The organism is Pseudomonas sp. S2_B07, assembly GCF_054668435.1.
On the sequence record NZ_CP162769.1, the window covers coordinates 5506743 to 5520494 of the forward strand.

The window sequence follows — 13752 nt, forward strand, 5'->3', positions numbered from 1 at the left end:
CATTGTGCCATCACTGTGCCAGTCTTTCGCACTTTGCCAGCGCTCATGGCGCTCTGTTTCTGACGTTCGATTTCGAGATTTTTTTGGAAATCGGCCCAGTATTCTTTCCGGAGAGTGGATGACACGTCCCTCGATTTTGCTACTGCTGTGCTGTTCGTTGCTGCTGCCGATGCCGGCGGTCGCGCGTCTGGCCGGGCCGCTGCAAGCCGTGCCGGCGGCCAAGGTGCGCGATCTGGCAGAAATTCGCAGTAGCCGCGTGTTGCGGGTGCTGGTCAATCAGAGCCGCAACAGCTCCGGCGAAGTCCAGGGCCAGGCCATCGGCGTCGAATACCACCGCTTGCGCGCCTTCGAGCAATACCTCAACGGCCACGCCCGCGACGGTCAGGAAGTCACCCTCAAGATCATTCCCAAAGCCAAGGATCAACTACTCGGCGCGTTGCAGCGCGGGGAAGGGGATCTGGTCGCGCCCGGGGAGTTGCTCGATTTGCAGCCTGGCCACGCAGTCAGCAGCAGCGAACCGATCGCCAGCAACATCCCGTTGGTGCTGGTGGGGATCAAGGGCGAACGGCGTTACACCCGGGTCGAACAACTCTCGGGCAAGACCCTGGCGTTGCCCACCGGCAGCGCGGCCGGCGATGCCGTGAGCCAGATCAATTCAAGACTCGCACTGCACAAGTTGGCGCCGATAAAGATCGAGTGGGTCGATCCGAGTCTGGCCGTCGAAGACGTGCTGGAAATGGTTCAGGGCGGGATCTTTCACCTGACCATCGTCGAGCAACCGATTGCCGAGCGCTGGGGCAGGATCCTGCCAAAATTGCGCTTCGACAAGCAGTTGCTGATCAGTGATCCAGGCGAAGAATTCTGGTTTGTGCGCCGTGATGCCTCGATGCTGCGGGCGAGCATTGATCGTTTTCTGACGACGTACAAGAAGCCCTCGGACCAGGACGTAGCGTTTCTGCGGATTTATCGGCGGCTGTACCAAGTGCACTATCCACTGGCCAAGGCCGACCGTCAGCGCCTGGAAAAACTGCGACCGGTGCTGCAGAAACACGCCGATGCCCAAGGCATGGACTGGTTGAACCTGGCGGCGCTGGCGTTCAAGGAGTCGGCGCTGCAACCCAGCGCCCGCAACGGTGGTGGCCCCACCGGCCTGATGCAAATCACCCCGTCTGCCGCCCAGCGGGTGGGGGTCAACAACATTCAGGACCTCGACGCCAACGTGCAGGCCGGGGCCAAGTACCTGGCCATGATCCGCCGCAAGTTCTTCTCCAGCCCCAAGCTCAACGAACGTGAGCGCATGGCGTTCGTACTGGCGGCCTACAACATTGGCCCGGAGCGGGTTCAGGGTATGCGCGCCGAAGCCCGACGGCGTGGCCTGAATCCCAATCAGTGGTTCTTCCAGGTCGAGCGCATTGCCATGGAGCAGGTGGGGATGGGGCCCGTCAGCTATGTTAATAGCGTGAATAAGTATTACTTGGCGTTCGATCGTGAGAGGGAGTCATTGGAGCCACAGGGACAAAAAGTGGCCTCTCGTAAATAATCAACTAAACTGATTGTTATGTCGCAATTATTGCGCTTTTCACATTTGTTTTATCGATTAATATGGTGCCCAACGAACACTCACTCACAATGGATGACACAGCATGAGCTCACTGATCAACAAGGTACTGTTTACCCGCGCCGGTTTCGGCCTGACCGCGATACGGATTGTCGTCGGGATCATCTTCGCTGCTCATGGCGCGCAGAAGCTCTTCGGTATGTTTGGTGGCTACGGCATTGCCGGCACCGCGCAGTACATGGAAAGCCTGGGCCTGGCACCGGGTCACCTGATGGCGATTCTGGCCGGTGGTACCGAATTCTTCGGTGGTCTGGCGTTGATCATCGGTCTGCTGACACGTCCGGCAGCACTGGGCCTGACCTTCCTCTCGCTGGTCGCGATTTTCTCGGTGCACATCCATAACGGCCTGTTCATGGCCAACAACGGTTATGAATTCGCCCTGGCTTTGCTTGGCGGCAGCATCGCGGTACTGATCGAAGGTGCCGGCAAGCTGTCGCTGGACCGCGCCATTACCGACTGACCGCTCTGGCTCAACGAAAAGGCCCGCATTGCGCGGGCCTTTTTTGTTGCGCGTCATTCTTGACACTGTCCGGTCAGCTTCTCTAGGATGTTGCCCATGCGCCGATTTAAACAGCTACTTGCGGGGCGCCAGGTGACTCATTCAGTTGCCGATAGAAGCTTGAAACAGGCTTCGAAATACCGCTAAAGCGCTGGTTCGGTGTTGCCTCTCACCTGCCATGCAGAATTTTGAGGCAGAGACACGACTCGATGAACGCACTTAGCCCTGTAGTACGTCCCGCGCCGATCACGGCACACCTTACCCAGCGCAATCCAAAAATCCTGCTTGGCGGTAAACATCAGCCGACGCTCCTGCGTTATCTCGATGGCTGGCCACGTCGTACCGGCGGGCCTGCAGCCTTCCTGATCCAGTTTGTCGAAGACGGCGAATCGCTGGCTCGATTTGCCAGCGACAGCTTTGACCTGGCGGTGATTCAATCACCGAGCCTCGAAGACGCGCCGGAAGTGATAAAACAACTGACCCGCGTTGCCCGACAGGGGCTGATTACCCGTCGCTAAGGCTCAGAGATACTCAATCGCCACGATGTACACGCATTGCTCACCGGTCGGCGTCTGGACCCGAACTTCGGCGTCCAGCGCCTTGCCGATCAGCGCGCGGGCGAGCGGTGAATCGATACTGATCAGCCCCAGCTTCAGGTCCAGCTCATCCGGGCCGACAATGCGATAGCGCGACTCTTTGCCGTCTTCGTCTTCAATCGTGACCCACGCCCCGAAATAGACCTTGTTCGGATCGCTGGGCTTTTCGCTGACCACTTTCAACGCTTCCAGCCGTTTGGTGAGAAAGCGCACACGGCTGTCGATTTCGCGCAGCATTTTTTTGCCGTAGGTGTATTCCGCGTTCTCGGAACGATCACCCTGCGCCGCCGCCTCGCTCACCGACTGCGTCACTTGCGGTCGCCGTACATGCCAAAGCTCATGAAACTCCGCCCGCATCCGCGCTTCACCTTCGGGGGTGATCAGCGCGGTGCCTGCGGGGCGGGGTGGACGATAACGGCTCATGGCAACTTCTTGTATTTGAGAAGGTTCGAGTCTATCAACCCTCGCGCAACACTGTCAGGGGGCTGGCATTCAACGCACGACGTGTACCAAACACACCGGCACCGCCAATCAGCACCGCACCGATCACCGGCAGCACCAGCAACCATGGATGCGGGTGCCACGGCAGGTCGAAGGCGTAGCGGTAAAGCACCAGACTCACCAGTTCCGAGCCCAGTGCCGCCAACAAACCGCTGACCGCGCCGAGCAAACCGAACTCGATCCGCCGGGCCTTCACCAGCAACTGCCGCTCGGCCCCCAGCGCGCGCAACAGGGCGCCTTGGCGAATGCGTTCATCGAGTGTCGCCTGCAGGCCGGAAAACAACACCGCCATCCCCGCCGCGAGTACAAACAACAGCACATATTCCACCGCCAGCGTGACTTGGGCGAGGATGCTGCGCAGCTGTTCCAGCAAGGCTTCGACTTGCAAAATCGTCACCGCCGGGAAGCTGCGCGAGAGGTCGACAATCTGCTGATCGTGACCGGCCGCCAGATAGAAACTGGTCAGGTAAGTCGCCGGCAAATCTTTCAAGGTGCCGGGCTGGAAGATCATGAAGAAGTTCGGTTGGAAGTTGTCCCAGTTGATCTCTCGCAAGCTGGTGACCTTCGCTTCACGATTGACCCCGCCCACGGTAAACACCAGGTGATCGCCCAGCTTGAGCTTCAGGCTTTCGGCCACTTTGCCTTCAACCGACACACCGGGAACCTCGTCCGGTGCCTGCTCGGTCCACCAGTTGCCCGCCGTGAGTTTGTTGCCCACCGGCAAGTCTGCCGCCCAAGTCAGGCTCAGGTCGCGCTGGATCGCCCGATCACCCGCCGAATCCTTGCTGACGATGTCCTGCACCGGTTCGCCATTGATGCTGATCAGACGACCCGGCACCACCGGGTAAAGTGGCGCCGACTGCGCCGACAGTTGAATCAGGCGATCCGTAAAAGCCTGTTTGTCCGCCGGCAGAATGTTCAGCGCAAAATAGTTCGGTGCGTTTTTCGGCAATTGGTTCTGCCAAGTGTCCAGCAACTCGCCTCTGAGCAATGCGATCAGCGCCATGGACAGCAGAATCAGGCCGAAGGCCAAGGCTTGCCCCGCTGCGGCCAGTGGATGGCGCAGCAGTTGGCCCAGACCGAGGCGCCAGGGCAGCGAAGCACGGGCCAGCAGCCGGCGCAGGCTTTTGAGCAGCAGCAAGAGCAAGCCACCGAGCACCAGCGCGGCGATTACGCCGCCGCCGAGCAGGGCGAAGGTCAGCACCAGGTCGAGGCTAAGGCGCCACATGATCAGGCCGAGGGCACCCAGGGCGGCGCTATAGACCATCCAGGTGCTGGACGGAATTGGCAGCATGTCTCGGCGCAACACGCGCAGTGGTGGCACGCGACCGAGCGCGGCCAGCGGTGGCAGGGCGAATCCGGCCAGTGCCACCAGCCCGGTGCCGATCCCGGCAATGGCCGGCAGCAGACCACCCGGAGGCACGTCAGTCGGCAGCAAATCATGCAGCAAGGCGAACAGCCCCAACTGAGCCAGCCAGCCGAGGAGGGCGCCACTGAGGCTGGCGAGCAGGCCGAGTACGGTCAGCTGAAAACTGAACAATGCCATGGTTTCCCGGCGTGACAGGCCCAGACAACGGAGCAGGGCACTGGCATCGAATCGGCGCGTGGCAAAGCGCGTGGCCGACAGCGCTACCGCCACGCCGGACAACAGGACCGCCACCAGACTCGCCATGTTGAGGTAACGCTCGGCCTTGCCCAGCGCGCCGCCAATTTGTCGGTTGCCGTCGCGGGCATCCTGCAGGCGCTGGTTGGCCGCCAGGCCCGGCTTGACCAGTTGGCGATAGGTTTCCAGCGCCTCGGCTTTGCCGCGCCAGAGTTCGCGGTAGCTGACCCGGCTTCCGGGTTGCACCACACCGGTGGCGGCCAGGTCGCTGAGGTTGATCAGCACCCGTGGCGTGAGGCTATAGAAGTTGCCGGCCCGGTCGGGTTCGTAGGTCAGGACGCGTGCCAGTTTCAGGGTTTTCATGCCGACGTCGATGCTGTCGCCGATCTTCAGATCCAGCGCCGTCAGCAGTCGCGCCTCAACCCAGGCCTCGCCGGGTTTCGGGCCGCCGCCAGGTTCTTCCTGAGCAAAAGGCGCCGGGGCACTTTTCAGTTCGCCGCGCAGTGGGTAGACATCATCGGCCGCTTTGATGCTGGAGAGTTGTATGCCGTTATCGGTGGCGATGACGCTGGAGAATTCCACCACTTGAGCGTGTTCAAGCCCCAGCTCCGTACCGCTTTTGATCTGTTCGGGGCGTGCCGGTGAGCTGCCTTCGAGCAACAGGTCGGCGCCGAGAAATTCGGTGGCGCGCAACATCATGGCGCCGTTGAGACGGGCGCCGAAGTAGCCGATGGCGGTACTCGCCGCGACGGCCACCAGCAGGGCGAAGAACAGCACGCGCAATTCACCGGCGCGGGCATCACGCAGCAGTTGACGGATGGCAAGACTGAACAGGCGCAACAGCGGCAGGCGTGCCATCAAGGCTCCAGTGGGGCGACCAGCAGGCCGGCTTCAAGGCGGATCAGGCGCCGGCAGCGATGTGCCAGGCGTTCGTCGTGGGTCACCAGTACCAGTGTCGTGCCGCGTTCCTGATTGAGTTCGAATAACAGGTCGCTGATGCGTTCACCGGTATGGCTGTCGAGGTTGCCGGTGGGTTCATCGGCGAACAGCACATCGGGCTCGGCGGCAAACGCACGGGCAATCGCTACACGCTGCTGTTCGCCACCGGATAGCTGGCGGGGGGAGTGGGTCAGGCGCTGGCCCAGGCCGACCCGTTGCAGCAACTCGGTAGCCCGCTCGCGGGCATCTTTGCGGCCATCGAGTTCCAGCGGCAACATGACGTTTTCCAGGGCGTTGAGGCTGTCGAGCAACTGAAAGGACTGGAATACAAAACCGACATGCTCGGCCCGAATGCGTGCGCGTTGATCTTCATCGAGGGTGCTCAGCCCTTGCCCGGCCAGCGTGACTTCGCCGCTGCTGGGCAGGTCGAGCCCGGCGAGCAGGCCGAGGAGGGTGGATTTGCCGGAACCGGAGGCGCCGACGATGGCCAGGCTGTCGCCCTTGTTCAGTTCCAGGTTGAGTTCGTGCAGGATAGTCAGTTCACCTTCCGCGCTGGGAACCACTTTACTGAGGTTCTTCGCGGTGAGAATGCTTGCGCCCATGGAGAATCCGATGCGTGTGTGGTTTTTGAGTGCTGGCCTGGCCTTGATGTGCATGGCCCAGAACGCAGCGGCGGGTACTGTCCTGATCGTTGGCGATAGTATCAGCGCGGGTTTCGGACTGGATACCCGGTTAGGGTGGGTCTCGCTGCTCGAGCAACGGCTCAAACACGAAGGCTTCGACGATAAAGTGGTCAACGCCTCCATCAGTGGCGACACCAGTGCCGGAGGCCAGGCGCGCCTGCCTGCGCTGCTTGCAGAGCATAAGCCGGCGCTTGTCATCCTCGAGTTGGGCGGCAATGACGGACTGCGTGGAATGCCCCCGGCTAATTTGCAACAAAACCTTGCGTCGATGATCGACAGCTCCCGCGACAACGGCGCCAAGGTCCTGCTGTTGGGCATGCAACTGCCTCCTAATTACGGCGTGCGCTACACCGAAGCCTTTGCCAAGGTCTATAGCACGCTGGCCACCGAGAAAAACATCGCGCTGGTGCCGTTTTTCCTCGACGGCGTCGGCGGTCATCCGGACTTGATGCAGGCTGACGGCATACACCCGGCGGCCGGGGCTCAGGACAAGTTGCTGGATAATGTCTGGCCTACGCTAAAACCGCTGTTATGACCCTTTTCTAGGCGCAGGCTTTCGGCTAAGGTGGCGCCCCCGATTTGGAGCCCCCGATGCCGCGTCCTGCCTGGTCACTTTTTGCCTACCAACTGATCGAGCCTGACGAACAGCTGGATCTGTTCGCCTGCCAGGAAGTGCGGGTGCATCTGGTAACCCGTCAACTGGAGCTGGGCGGCTCGGCGGACCGAACCTTGTGCGGCAGCCTGTTGCCTGCACAGCCACGCTGGTCGAGTGTGGACCGTCGAGTATTCCAGGACCAGCGCCTGTGCTCGCTGTGCCGGGCGATCCTTGAATCGCAAAAGCGCGGCACCTCGCCGATCTGGCCAGAGCTGCGTTTTGAGCTCTGACGCATAAAAGATAGCGTGCTATCGGCCAACTCCCCGAAATTCCAGACGGCGGTGTACAATCCCGTTTTTTATACCCTTGTCGATCATGCGAAGGACTTTCCGGATGTTGCCGCGTTTTCCTGCCGTCACCCGCTGCCTGTCTCTTGCCGCCCTTTGTATGGCCGGTCCAGCTGCAGCATTGGAGTTTCCCCTGCCACCGCCCGGTGAAGACATCATCGGCCAGGTGCAGGTGATCAAGGCCAAGTACGAAGATACCTTTGCTGACCTTGGCACCGCTTACGACCTGGGCTACACGGAAATGATCGCGGCCAACCCGGGTGTCGATGCATGGTTGCCGGGCGCCGGTACTGAAGTCATTCTGCCGACCCGTTTCATCCTGCCACCGGGCCCGCGCGAAGGCATCGTGATCAACCTGGCTGAGTACCGCCTCTACTACTACCCCAAAGGCCAGAACGTGGTGTACACCTTCCCGCTGGGGATTGGTCGTGAGGGGTGGGGCTCGCCAATCGCCCATACCACCATCACCGCGAAAACGCCTAACCCGACCTGGACCCCTCCAGCGTCGATCAAGGCCGAGCACGCCGCCGATGGTGATCCGCTGCCGAATGTCGTGCCAGCAGGCCCGGATAACCCTCTGGGGCCGTTCAAGTTCAGCCTGGGCACTCCGGGCTACCTGATTCATGGCTCGAACAAGAAATTCGGCATTGGCATGCGCACCAGCCACGGCTGCTTCCGCATGTTCAACAATAACGTGCTGGAAATGGCGAAAATGGTGCCGGTTGGCACGTCGGTACGAATCATCAACGATCCGTACAAATTTGGCGTAAGTGGCGGCAAGGTGTATCTCGAAGCGCACACACCGCTGGATGACAAGGGCAACCCGTCGGTGGTCGACAAGCACACCGCGGTGATCAACGCGATGCTCAAGCGTGAAGACATCACTAACAACCTGCGCATGAACTGGGATGTGGTGCGTGACGTGGTCGCCGCTGAAGATGGCCTGCCGGTGGAAATCGCGGTGCCGAATGGCTCCGCGCCGATGGTGTCGAATACACCGCTCGATCCGTTGCAGTAAGGCTTGAAAACAACCCGCCGACGCACACCGCGTCGGCGGGTTTTTTATTGCCGGTAGGAAACACCAGGCAATAAAAAAGCCGACCCAAAAAATGGGTCGGCTTGATAACAATCCCGAGGGATTATTACTTGCGGCTAGCTTTGTCCAGCATGCGCAGAGCACGCTCGTTAGCTTCGTCAGCAGTCTGTTGTGCTTTTTGAGCAGCAGCCAGAGCTTCATCAGCTTTACGGTAAGCTTCGTCTGCACGAGCCTGGGAGCGAGCAGCTGCGTCTTCAGTAGCGGTCAGACGTGCTTCGGTTTCTTTCGATGCGCTGCTGCAACCGGTAGCCAGAACTGCGGCCAGAGCCAGAGCAGAGAATTTCAGAACGTTGTTCATCGTGTTCCCCTTCAAGGACTTTCTATTAAGTTAGCTGTCTCCTCAGAGTGAGGAAATAGCCGGCGTACATACTACTCATTACTACTCGTAAGTAAACTGACGTAAAGCAAGAAGCAAAAAAAATTGTAGGCGTTGATTCTTTTTCGAGCAACTTTTAACTGCATTGTCTAAAAAATATCCAGCTGCGAGGCCCGAGATGAGCGAGCCGCTCAAAAAAAGTTCCGCGCACTCACAGGGCTTTTTTTCGGTCTTGGCTAAAGTCTGGCTAGATGAGTTCGTCCATACTTCTGTTCGAATTTTGCGCAGAGGCTCTCATAATCTTTATCCATCTAGAGGTGACTTTAAGAGAGCGGATTCGTCTTATGTCTCAATATCCGGCAATGTTCAGGCTGCCGACCCGCTAAGACCGTCGGTCGAGCCGTCCCTGCGTCCCCCCGGAGCAGCACCCGCTGGCTGAGCATGATGACGAGCGCACCTTGAGCATTTTCGCCAATGGTGCCTACTATTTGATACGTGCTCGGTTGCGCGAGATCGGTGCAGTTCTTCTCGGTGTCCATTGGCACGGGGTGGCGTAGATGTTCCTTCGCCGGAAAAACATCGGTAAGGTAGGGGTCAGAATTCAGACCCGCGAGGAGTAGTGATGAGCGAGGCGTTGTCCATCCACCATGACCAGGCTGGTCATCAGTTCGAGACCAATGTGGACGGTCATCGTGCCTACCTGACCTATATGGATCTGGGAAAACAGACCCTGGATATCTATCGCACCTTCGTGCCCAACGCGTTGCGTGGTCGCGGCATCGCTGCGGCATTGACCGAGAAGGCGTTGGAGTACGCTGATGAAATGGGTTACACCGTCATTCCATCGTGCTCCTACGTTGAGCGCTATATGGAGCGTCACCAGCGGCACGCCGCCAAGCTGTGACCCCAACGAACACATAAAAAAACGCCAGGTTTAAGCCTGGCGTTTTTGTGTGCGCTAAACGCTGATCAGGTGCGATCGCGTTTGGGCAGCACGTCCTTGAGCTTGGCATGCATGCTGCGCAAGGTGTTTTCGGTGGCGGACCAATCGATGCAGGCATCGGTGATCGACACGCCGTATTGCAGGTCGGCGAGGTCTTTCGGGATAGCCTGGCAGCCCCAGTTCAGGTGGCTCTCGACCATCAGGCCGATGATCGACTGGTTGCCTTCGAGAATCTGGTTGGCAACGTTCTCCATCACCAGCGGTTGCAGCGCCGGGTCCTTGTTGGAGTTGGCGTGGCTGCAATCGACCATGATGTTCGGCTTGATCTTCGCCTTGTTCAGCGCTTGCTCGCAGAGCGCGACGCTGACCGAATCATAGTTCGGCTTGCCGTTGCCACCGCGCAGTACCACGTGGCCGTAAGCGTTGCCCTTGGTGGTGACGATCGACACGCCACCCTCCTGGTTGATGCCCAGGAAGCGGTGCGGGCTGGAAACCGATTGCAGGGCATTGATCGCCACGGTCAGGCCGCCGTCGGTGCCGTTCTTGAAGCCGACAGCCGAGGACAGGCCGGAAGCCATTTCGCGGTGAGTCTGGGATTCGGTGGTACGCGCGCCGATGGCCGACCAACTGATCAGGTCCTGCAGATACTGCGGGGAGATCGGGTCGAGGGCTTCGGTCGCGGTCGGCAGGCCCATTTCGGCCAGGTCCAGCAGCAACTGGCGACCGATGTGCAAGCCATCCTGAATCTTGAACGAGTCGTCCAGGTACGGGTCGTTGATCAAGCCTTTCCAGCCGACAGTGGTGCGTGGCTTTTCGAAATACACGCGCATGACCAGATACAGGGTATCGGACACTTCTGCCGCGAGTGCCTTCAGGCGCTCGGCGTATTCGTGGGCAGCCTTGATGTCGTGGATCGAGCAAGGCCCGATGACGACGAACAGGCGGTGGTCGGTGCCATCCAGGATATTGCGAATGACTTCGCGACCCTTGGTGACGGTGCGCAGGGCGGCGTCGCTCAGGGGGATGTCACGCTTGAGCTGGTCAGGAGTGATCAGCGTCTCGTTGGAGGCGACGTTTAGGTCGTTGATCGGTAAATCAGCCATCGTTTACTCGTCAGGTCACGGGTGCCGGCCGCCAGCGAACCCGCGCGGCGGAGCACAGCAAATTAAGCGCGTCGGGGACCCGAACCTTAGCGCGTTAGGCGCCTGCTCGACAATGGGCACACACCTGTTTAATCCAGCACAGCCTGTGCAAATGCCTTGCGCACGGTGTCGTGAGAGAACTCGTCGGCATGTGCCTGGACCCATTCAAGGGCCAGCGCCTGAATACCCTGCAAGTCGTCATGTGCGTCATGCAGGCGGCAATAGCGTTCGATCTGGCACACTTGCTCGCCCATTCGGGCACTGAACATCATCTGCTCGTCGACAAAGGCAATGCCCACCAGGTAGCCGCGTTTGCGCCGCAGGCACCAGGCCACATAGCCCAGGTAGCGCAAGTCGGGGTTCAGGGTCGGCATGCGCACTTCCAGCGCCGTGCCGTGGCGCCAGGCCCTGTGATAATTGCAAGCCATGCCCCCGAGGCTGATAGTGTGCAAGCGCTGTCGCGAGATGCACTCATGTGTGAGCAACGTTAATTCGACGGGCACATCATCAGGATGAGGAATAAAACGTCCCATGAACACGGACTCCCTGTGTCGGTCATCTGACATTCTTTCACCCAGTATAGTGGTCGAATTGGAACTGACCGATTTCGATGCCGACCAACGGCTGCTGGGAATGCCCGGTGTTTCCCTGGTGATTTTTACCAGTGTCGGCTGCGCCAGTTGCCGATTTGCCCGTGAGCAATTGCCAAGGCTCGATCTGGCAGTCGATCGACTGTGCTGGATCGATGCGGGGAACAATGGCGGGGTGGTCGAGCGTTATCAGGTTTTTCATTTGCCGGCGCTGTTTTTAGTGCGCGACGGTGAGTTCTTCGGGGCATTAAAATCGCGCCTGACCGGTACCGAACTCAATGAAGCGGTCGGACGGGCGCTGATGAAAACAGCAGAGGAGTTGCCATGATGGGGGCAGTGACCAGGCCGACAATCGGTGTGATCGGGACCGGCGCAATCGGCGGGTTCTACGGGATGATGCTGGCGCGTGCCGGCTTCGATGTGCACTTTTTGCTGCGCAGTGAATTTTCAGCAGTGGCCGAGCGCGGGTTGCGACTCGACAGCGCGGCGCATGGCGCGCTGACGTTGAACCCGGTTCAGGCCTATTCATCCGCGGAAGACATGCCCGCCTGCGACTGGTTGCTGGTCGGCGCCAAAACCACCAGCAATGCCGACCTGGCCCCCGCCATCATTCAGGCGGCTGCTGCGAACGCCAAAGTGCTGGTCTTGCAGAATGGCCTGGACGTCGAAGACAGCCTGCGCGAGTTGCTTCCTGACTCGTTGCACCTGCTCGGCGGGCTGTGTTTTATCTGTGTCCATCGCACCGGTCCCGGGGAAATTACCCATCAGGCGCTCGGCGCGGTCAACATCGGCTATCACAGTGGTCCTGCGGCCGATGAAGTGGAGCGCGTGGCGATTGTAGAAGAGGGCGCCAGACTGTTCCGCAGCGCTGGCATCGATTCCCAGGCCATGCCGAACCTGCAGCAGGCACGTTGGCAAAAACTGGTCTGGAATGTTCCGTACAACGGTTTGTCGGTTCTGTTGGGGGCCAGCACCACGCCATTGATGGCCGATGCTGACAGCAGGGAATTGATCAAGGCATTGATGGCCGAAGTGGTGCAGGGCGCAATCGCCTGTGGTCACGACATACCGGCCGGTTACGCTGACCATCTGTTCATGGTGACCGAAAAAATGCCGGACTATTGGCCGAGCATGTACCACGATTTCCTGCACAAGCGACCGCTGGAACTGGCGGCGATTTACGCGCGCCCCTTGGCTGCGGCCAAAGCGGCAGGGTGCGAATTGCCGCTGATCGAAGCCTTGTATCGCAGTTTGAGTTTTATCGATCGACGAAATACCTGAGTCGATCAATCCGGGGGGAAGGGCATGGCCAAGACTATCGACGACAAACTGGTGCTGGCGATTTCTTCGCGGGCACTGTTCGACCTGAGCGAAAGCCACAAGGTGTATCTGTCGAGCGGTGTCGAGGCCTACCGGCAATACCAGATCGAGCACGAGGACGAAATCCTTGAGCCTGGTGATGCCTTCCCGCTGGTGCAGAAACTCCTGAACCTCAATACCCTTCTTGGTCGCGCCCGGGTCGAGGTGATCCTGGTGTCGCGCAACAGCGCCGACACCGGGTTGCGGGTGTTTAACTCGATTCATCACTACGGGCTGGCAATTTCCCGCGCGGCGTTTGTCGGCGGGCGCAGTCCCTATCCGTATCTCAAGGCCTTTGGTTGTGACCTGTTTCTGTCGACGCATGCCGAAGACGTGCGTAGCGCACTGGAGGCCGGTTTCGCCGCGGCGACCATTCTGTCGGGCGGTGCCAGCCGCGCGGCCAGCGATGAATTGCGGATTGCCTTCGACGGCGATGCGGTGCTGTTTTCCGACGAGTCGGAGCGGGTCTACCAGTCGGGCGGCCTGGAAGCGTTTCAGGCCAGCGAGCGCGAAGCCGCCCGTGAGCCATTGCGCGGAGGGCCGTTCAAAGGCTTCCTGGCGGCCCTCAATCTGTTGCAGCGTGAGTTTCCAGACGACGACTGCCCGATCCGCACGGCGTTGGTCACGGCGCGTTCGGCGCCGGCCCACGAGCGCGTGATCCGCACGTTGCGCGAATGGGATATTCGCCTGGACGAATCACTGTTTCTCGGTGGCCTGACCAAATCGGCATTTCTCGAAGCGTTTGCCGCCGATGTGTTTTTCGACGATCAGGCTGGCCATTGCGAATTGGCCCGCGAAGTCGTCGCCACCGGTCACGTACCGCACGGCGTAAGCAACGAGCAAAAGGTTTAAGCCTACCGTTCAACGCGTTACGCAGAGCGTCGTACTCGCCAAGGCACTGCTAAGCTGAATCAAATCTCCGCCA

The 13752-nt window shown here is 59.9% G+C and carries 16 protein-coding genes; 10 read left to right on the forward strand and 6 right to left on the reverse strand.

The genetic code is table 11. The annotated features are described in order from the left end of the window. The first annotated feature begins 118 nt into the window (after window positions 1-118). The 3 genes from AB4N43_RS25410 to AB4N43_RS25420 all read left to right on the forward strand — a co-directional run bounded on the left by AB4N43_RS25410 (window position 119) and on the right by AB4N43_RS25420 (window position 2635). Window positions 119-1540 (forward strand): MltF family protein, encoded by a 1422-nt coding sequence (locus AB4N43_RS25410; RefSeq protein ID WP_194940712.1) that lies wholly within the window; start codon window positions 119-121, stop codon window positions 1538-1540. 103 nt (window positions 1541-1643) lie between these two features. Beyond that, window positions 1644-2078 (forward strand): DoxX family protein, encoded by a 435-nt coding sequence (locus AB4N43_RS25415; RefSeq protein ID WP_027925698.1) that lies wholly within the window; start codon window positions 1644-1646, stop codon window positions 2076-2078. 248 nt (window positions 2079-2326) lie between these two features. Then, the gene (locus tag AB4N43_RS25420; protein WP_027925699.1) at window positions 2327-2635 is read left to right on the forward strand and encodes a hypothetical protein; all 309 of its coding nucleotides are present in this window, start codon (window positions 2327-2329) and stop codon (window positions 2633-2635) included. Between the two features lie 3 nt (window positions 2636-2638). Here AB4N43_RS25420 and greB read toward each other — a convergent pair whose 3' ends face one another. The 3 genes from greB to AB4N43_RS25435 are packed head-to-tail and all read right to left on the reverse strand — an operon-like array spanning window position 2639 to window position 6358. Continuing rightward, window positions 2639-3136: a transcription elongation factor GreB gene (greB, locus tag AB4N43_RS25425; protein WP_007943614.1), complete on the reverse strand. Its 498-nt coding sequence runs from the start codon at window positions 3134-3136 to the stop codon at window positions 2639-2641. Window positions 3137-3170: 34 nt separating this feature from the next. Beyond that, window positions 3171-5675: an ABC transporter permease gene (locus AB4N43_RS25430; RefSeq protein ID WP_460152140.1), complete on the reverse strand. Its 2505-nt coding sequence runs from the start codon at window positions 5673-5675 to the stop codon at window positions 3171-3173. Continuing rightward, on the reverse strand, window positions 5675-6358 hold the full coding sequence (locus AB4N43_RS25435; protein ID WP_027925701.1) for an ABC transporter ATP-binding protein: 684 nt from the start codon (window positions 6356-6358) through the stop codon (window positions 5675-5677). Before AB4N43_RS25435 ends, AB4N43_RS25430 begins: the two co-directional genes overlap by 1 nt. A 10-nt stretch (window positions 6359-6368) precedes the next feature. Between AB4N43_RS25435 and AB4N43_RS25440 the strand changes: the two genes are divergently transcribed. From AB4N43_RS25440 to AB4N43_RS25450, 3 genes are all read left to right on the forward strand, one after another. Next, window positions 6369-6974, forward strand: coding sequence for an arylesterase (locus AB4N43_RS25440; protein WP_027925702.1), 606 nt, complete (start codon window positions 6369-6371; stop codon window positions 6972-6974). 56 nt (window positions 6975-7030) lie between these two features. Further along, complete coding sequence (locus AB4N43_RS25445; protein ID WP_003226812.1) at window positions 7031-7324, forward strand: hypothetical protein; 294 nt, start codon at window positions 7031-7033, stop codon at window positions 7322-7324. A gap of 103 nt (window positions 7325-7427) precedes the next feature. Continuing rightward, window positions 7428-8399, forward strand: a complete 972-nt coding sequence (locus tag AB4N43_RS25450; protein ID WP_027925703.1) for a L,D-transpeptidase family protein — start codon at window positions 7428-7430, stop codon at window positions 8397-8399. 124 nt (window positions 8400-8523) lie between these two features. Here the strand turns inward: AB4N43_RS25450 and oprI are convergent, their stop codons facing one another. Continuing rightward, the gene (gene oprI, locus AB4N43_RS25455; RefSeq protein WP_003199355.1) at window positions 8524-8775 is read right to left on the reverse strand and encodes an outer membrane lipoprotei OprI; all 252 of its coding nucleotides are present in this window, start codon (window positions 8773-8775) and stop codon (window positions 8524-8526) included. Between the two features lie 640 nt (window positions 8776-9415). On the opposite strand from oprI, the gene AB4N43_RS25460 reads away from it, so the two are divergent. Further along, window positions 9416-9697, forward strand: coding sequence for a GNAT family N-acetyltransferase (locus AB4N43_RS25460; protein ID WP_027925705.1), 282 nt, complete (start codon window positions 9416-9418; stop codon window positions 9695-9697). 65 nt (window positions 9698-9762) lie between these two features. Here the strand turns inward: AB4N43_RS25460 and AB4N43_RS25465 are convergent, their stop codons facing one another. After that, window positions 9763-10839 carry a 3-deoxy-7-phosphoheptulonate synthase gene (locus AB4N43_RS25465; RefSeq protein ID WP_027925706.1) on the reverse strand — a complete coding sequence of 359 codons (1077 nt, stop codon included), beginning with the start codon at window positions 10837-10839 and terminating at the stop codon, window positions 9763-9765. A 128-nt stretch (window positions 10840-10967) separates the two neighbouring features. Further along, on the reverse strand, window positions 10968-11411 hold the full coding sequence (locus AB4N43_RS25470; RefSeq protein ID WP_027925707.1) for a PilZ domain-containing protein: 444 nt from the start codon (window positions 11409-11411) through the stop codon (window positions 10968-10970). Here AB4N43_RS25470 and AB4N43_RS25475 point away from each other — a divergent pair. From AB4N43_RS25475 to AB4N43_RS25485, 3 genes are read left to right on the forward strand one after another with little or no spacing between them, the layout of a single operon-like run. Then, window positions 11410-11796 (forward strand): thioredoxin family protein, encoded by a 387-nt coding sequence (locus AB4N43_RS25475; RefSeq protein WP_460152143.1) that lies wholly within the window; start codon window positions 11410-11412, stop codon window positions 11794-11796. The genes AB4N43_RS25470 and AB4N43_RS25475 overlap by 2 nt on opposite strands. After that, entirely contained in the window at window positions 11793-12749 is a 957-nt protein-coding gene (locus tag AB4N43_RS25480; protein WP_027925709.1) for a putative 2-dehydropantoate 2-reductase, read from the forward strand. The genes AB4N43_RS25475 and AB4N43_RS25480 overlap by 4 nt, the downstream gene beginning before the upstream one ends. 24 nt (window positions 12750-12773) lie before the next feature. Beyond that, window positions 12774-13679 carry a 5'-nucleotidase gene (locus AB4N43_RS25485; protein ID WP_027925710.1) on the forward strand — a complete coding sequence of 302 codons (906 nt, stop codon included), beginning with the start codon at window positions 12774-12776 and terminating at the stop codon, window positions 13677-13679. Window positions 13680-13752: the final 73 nt, after the last annotated feature.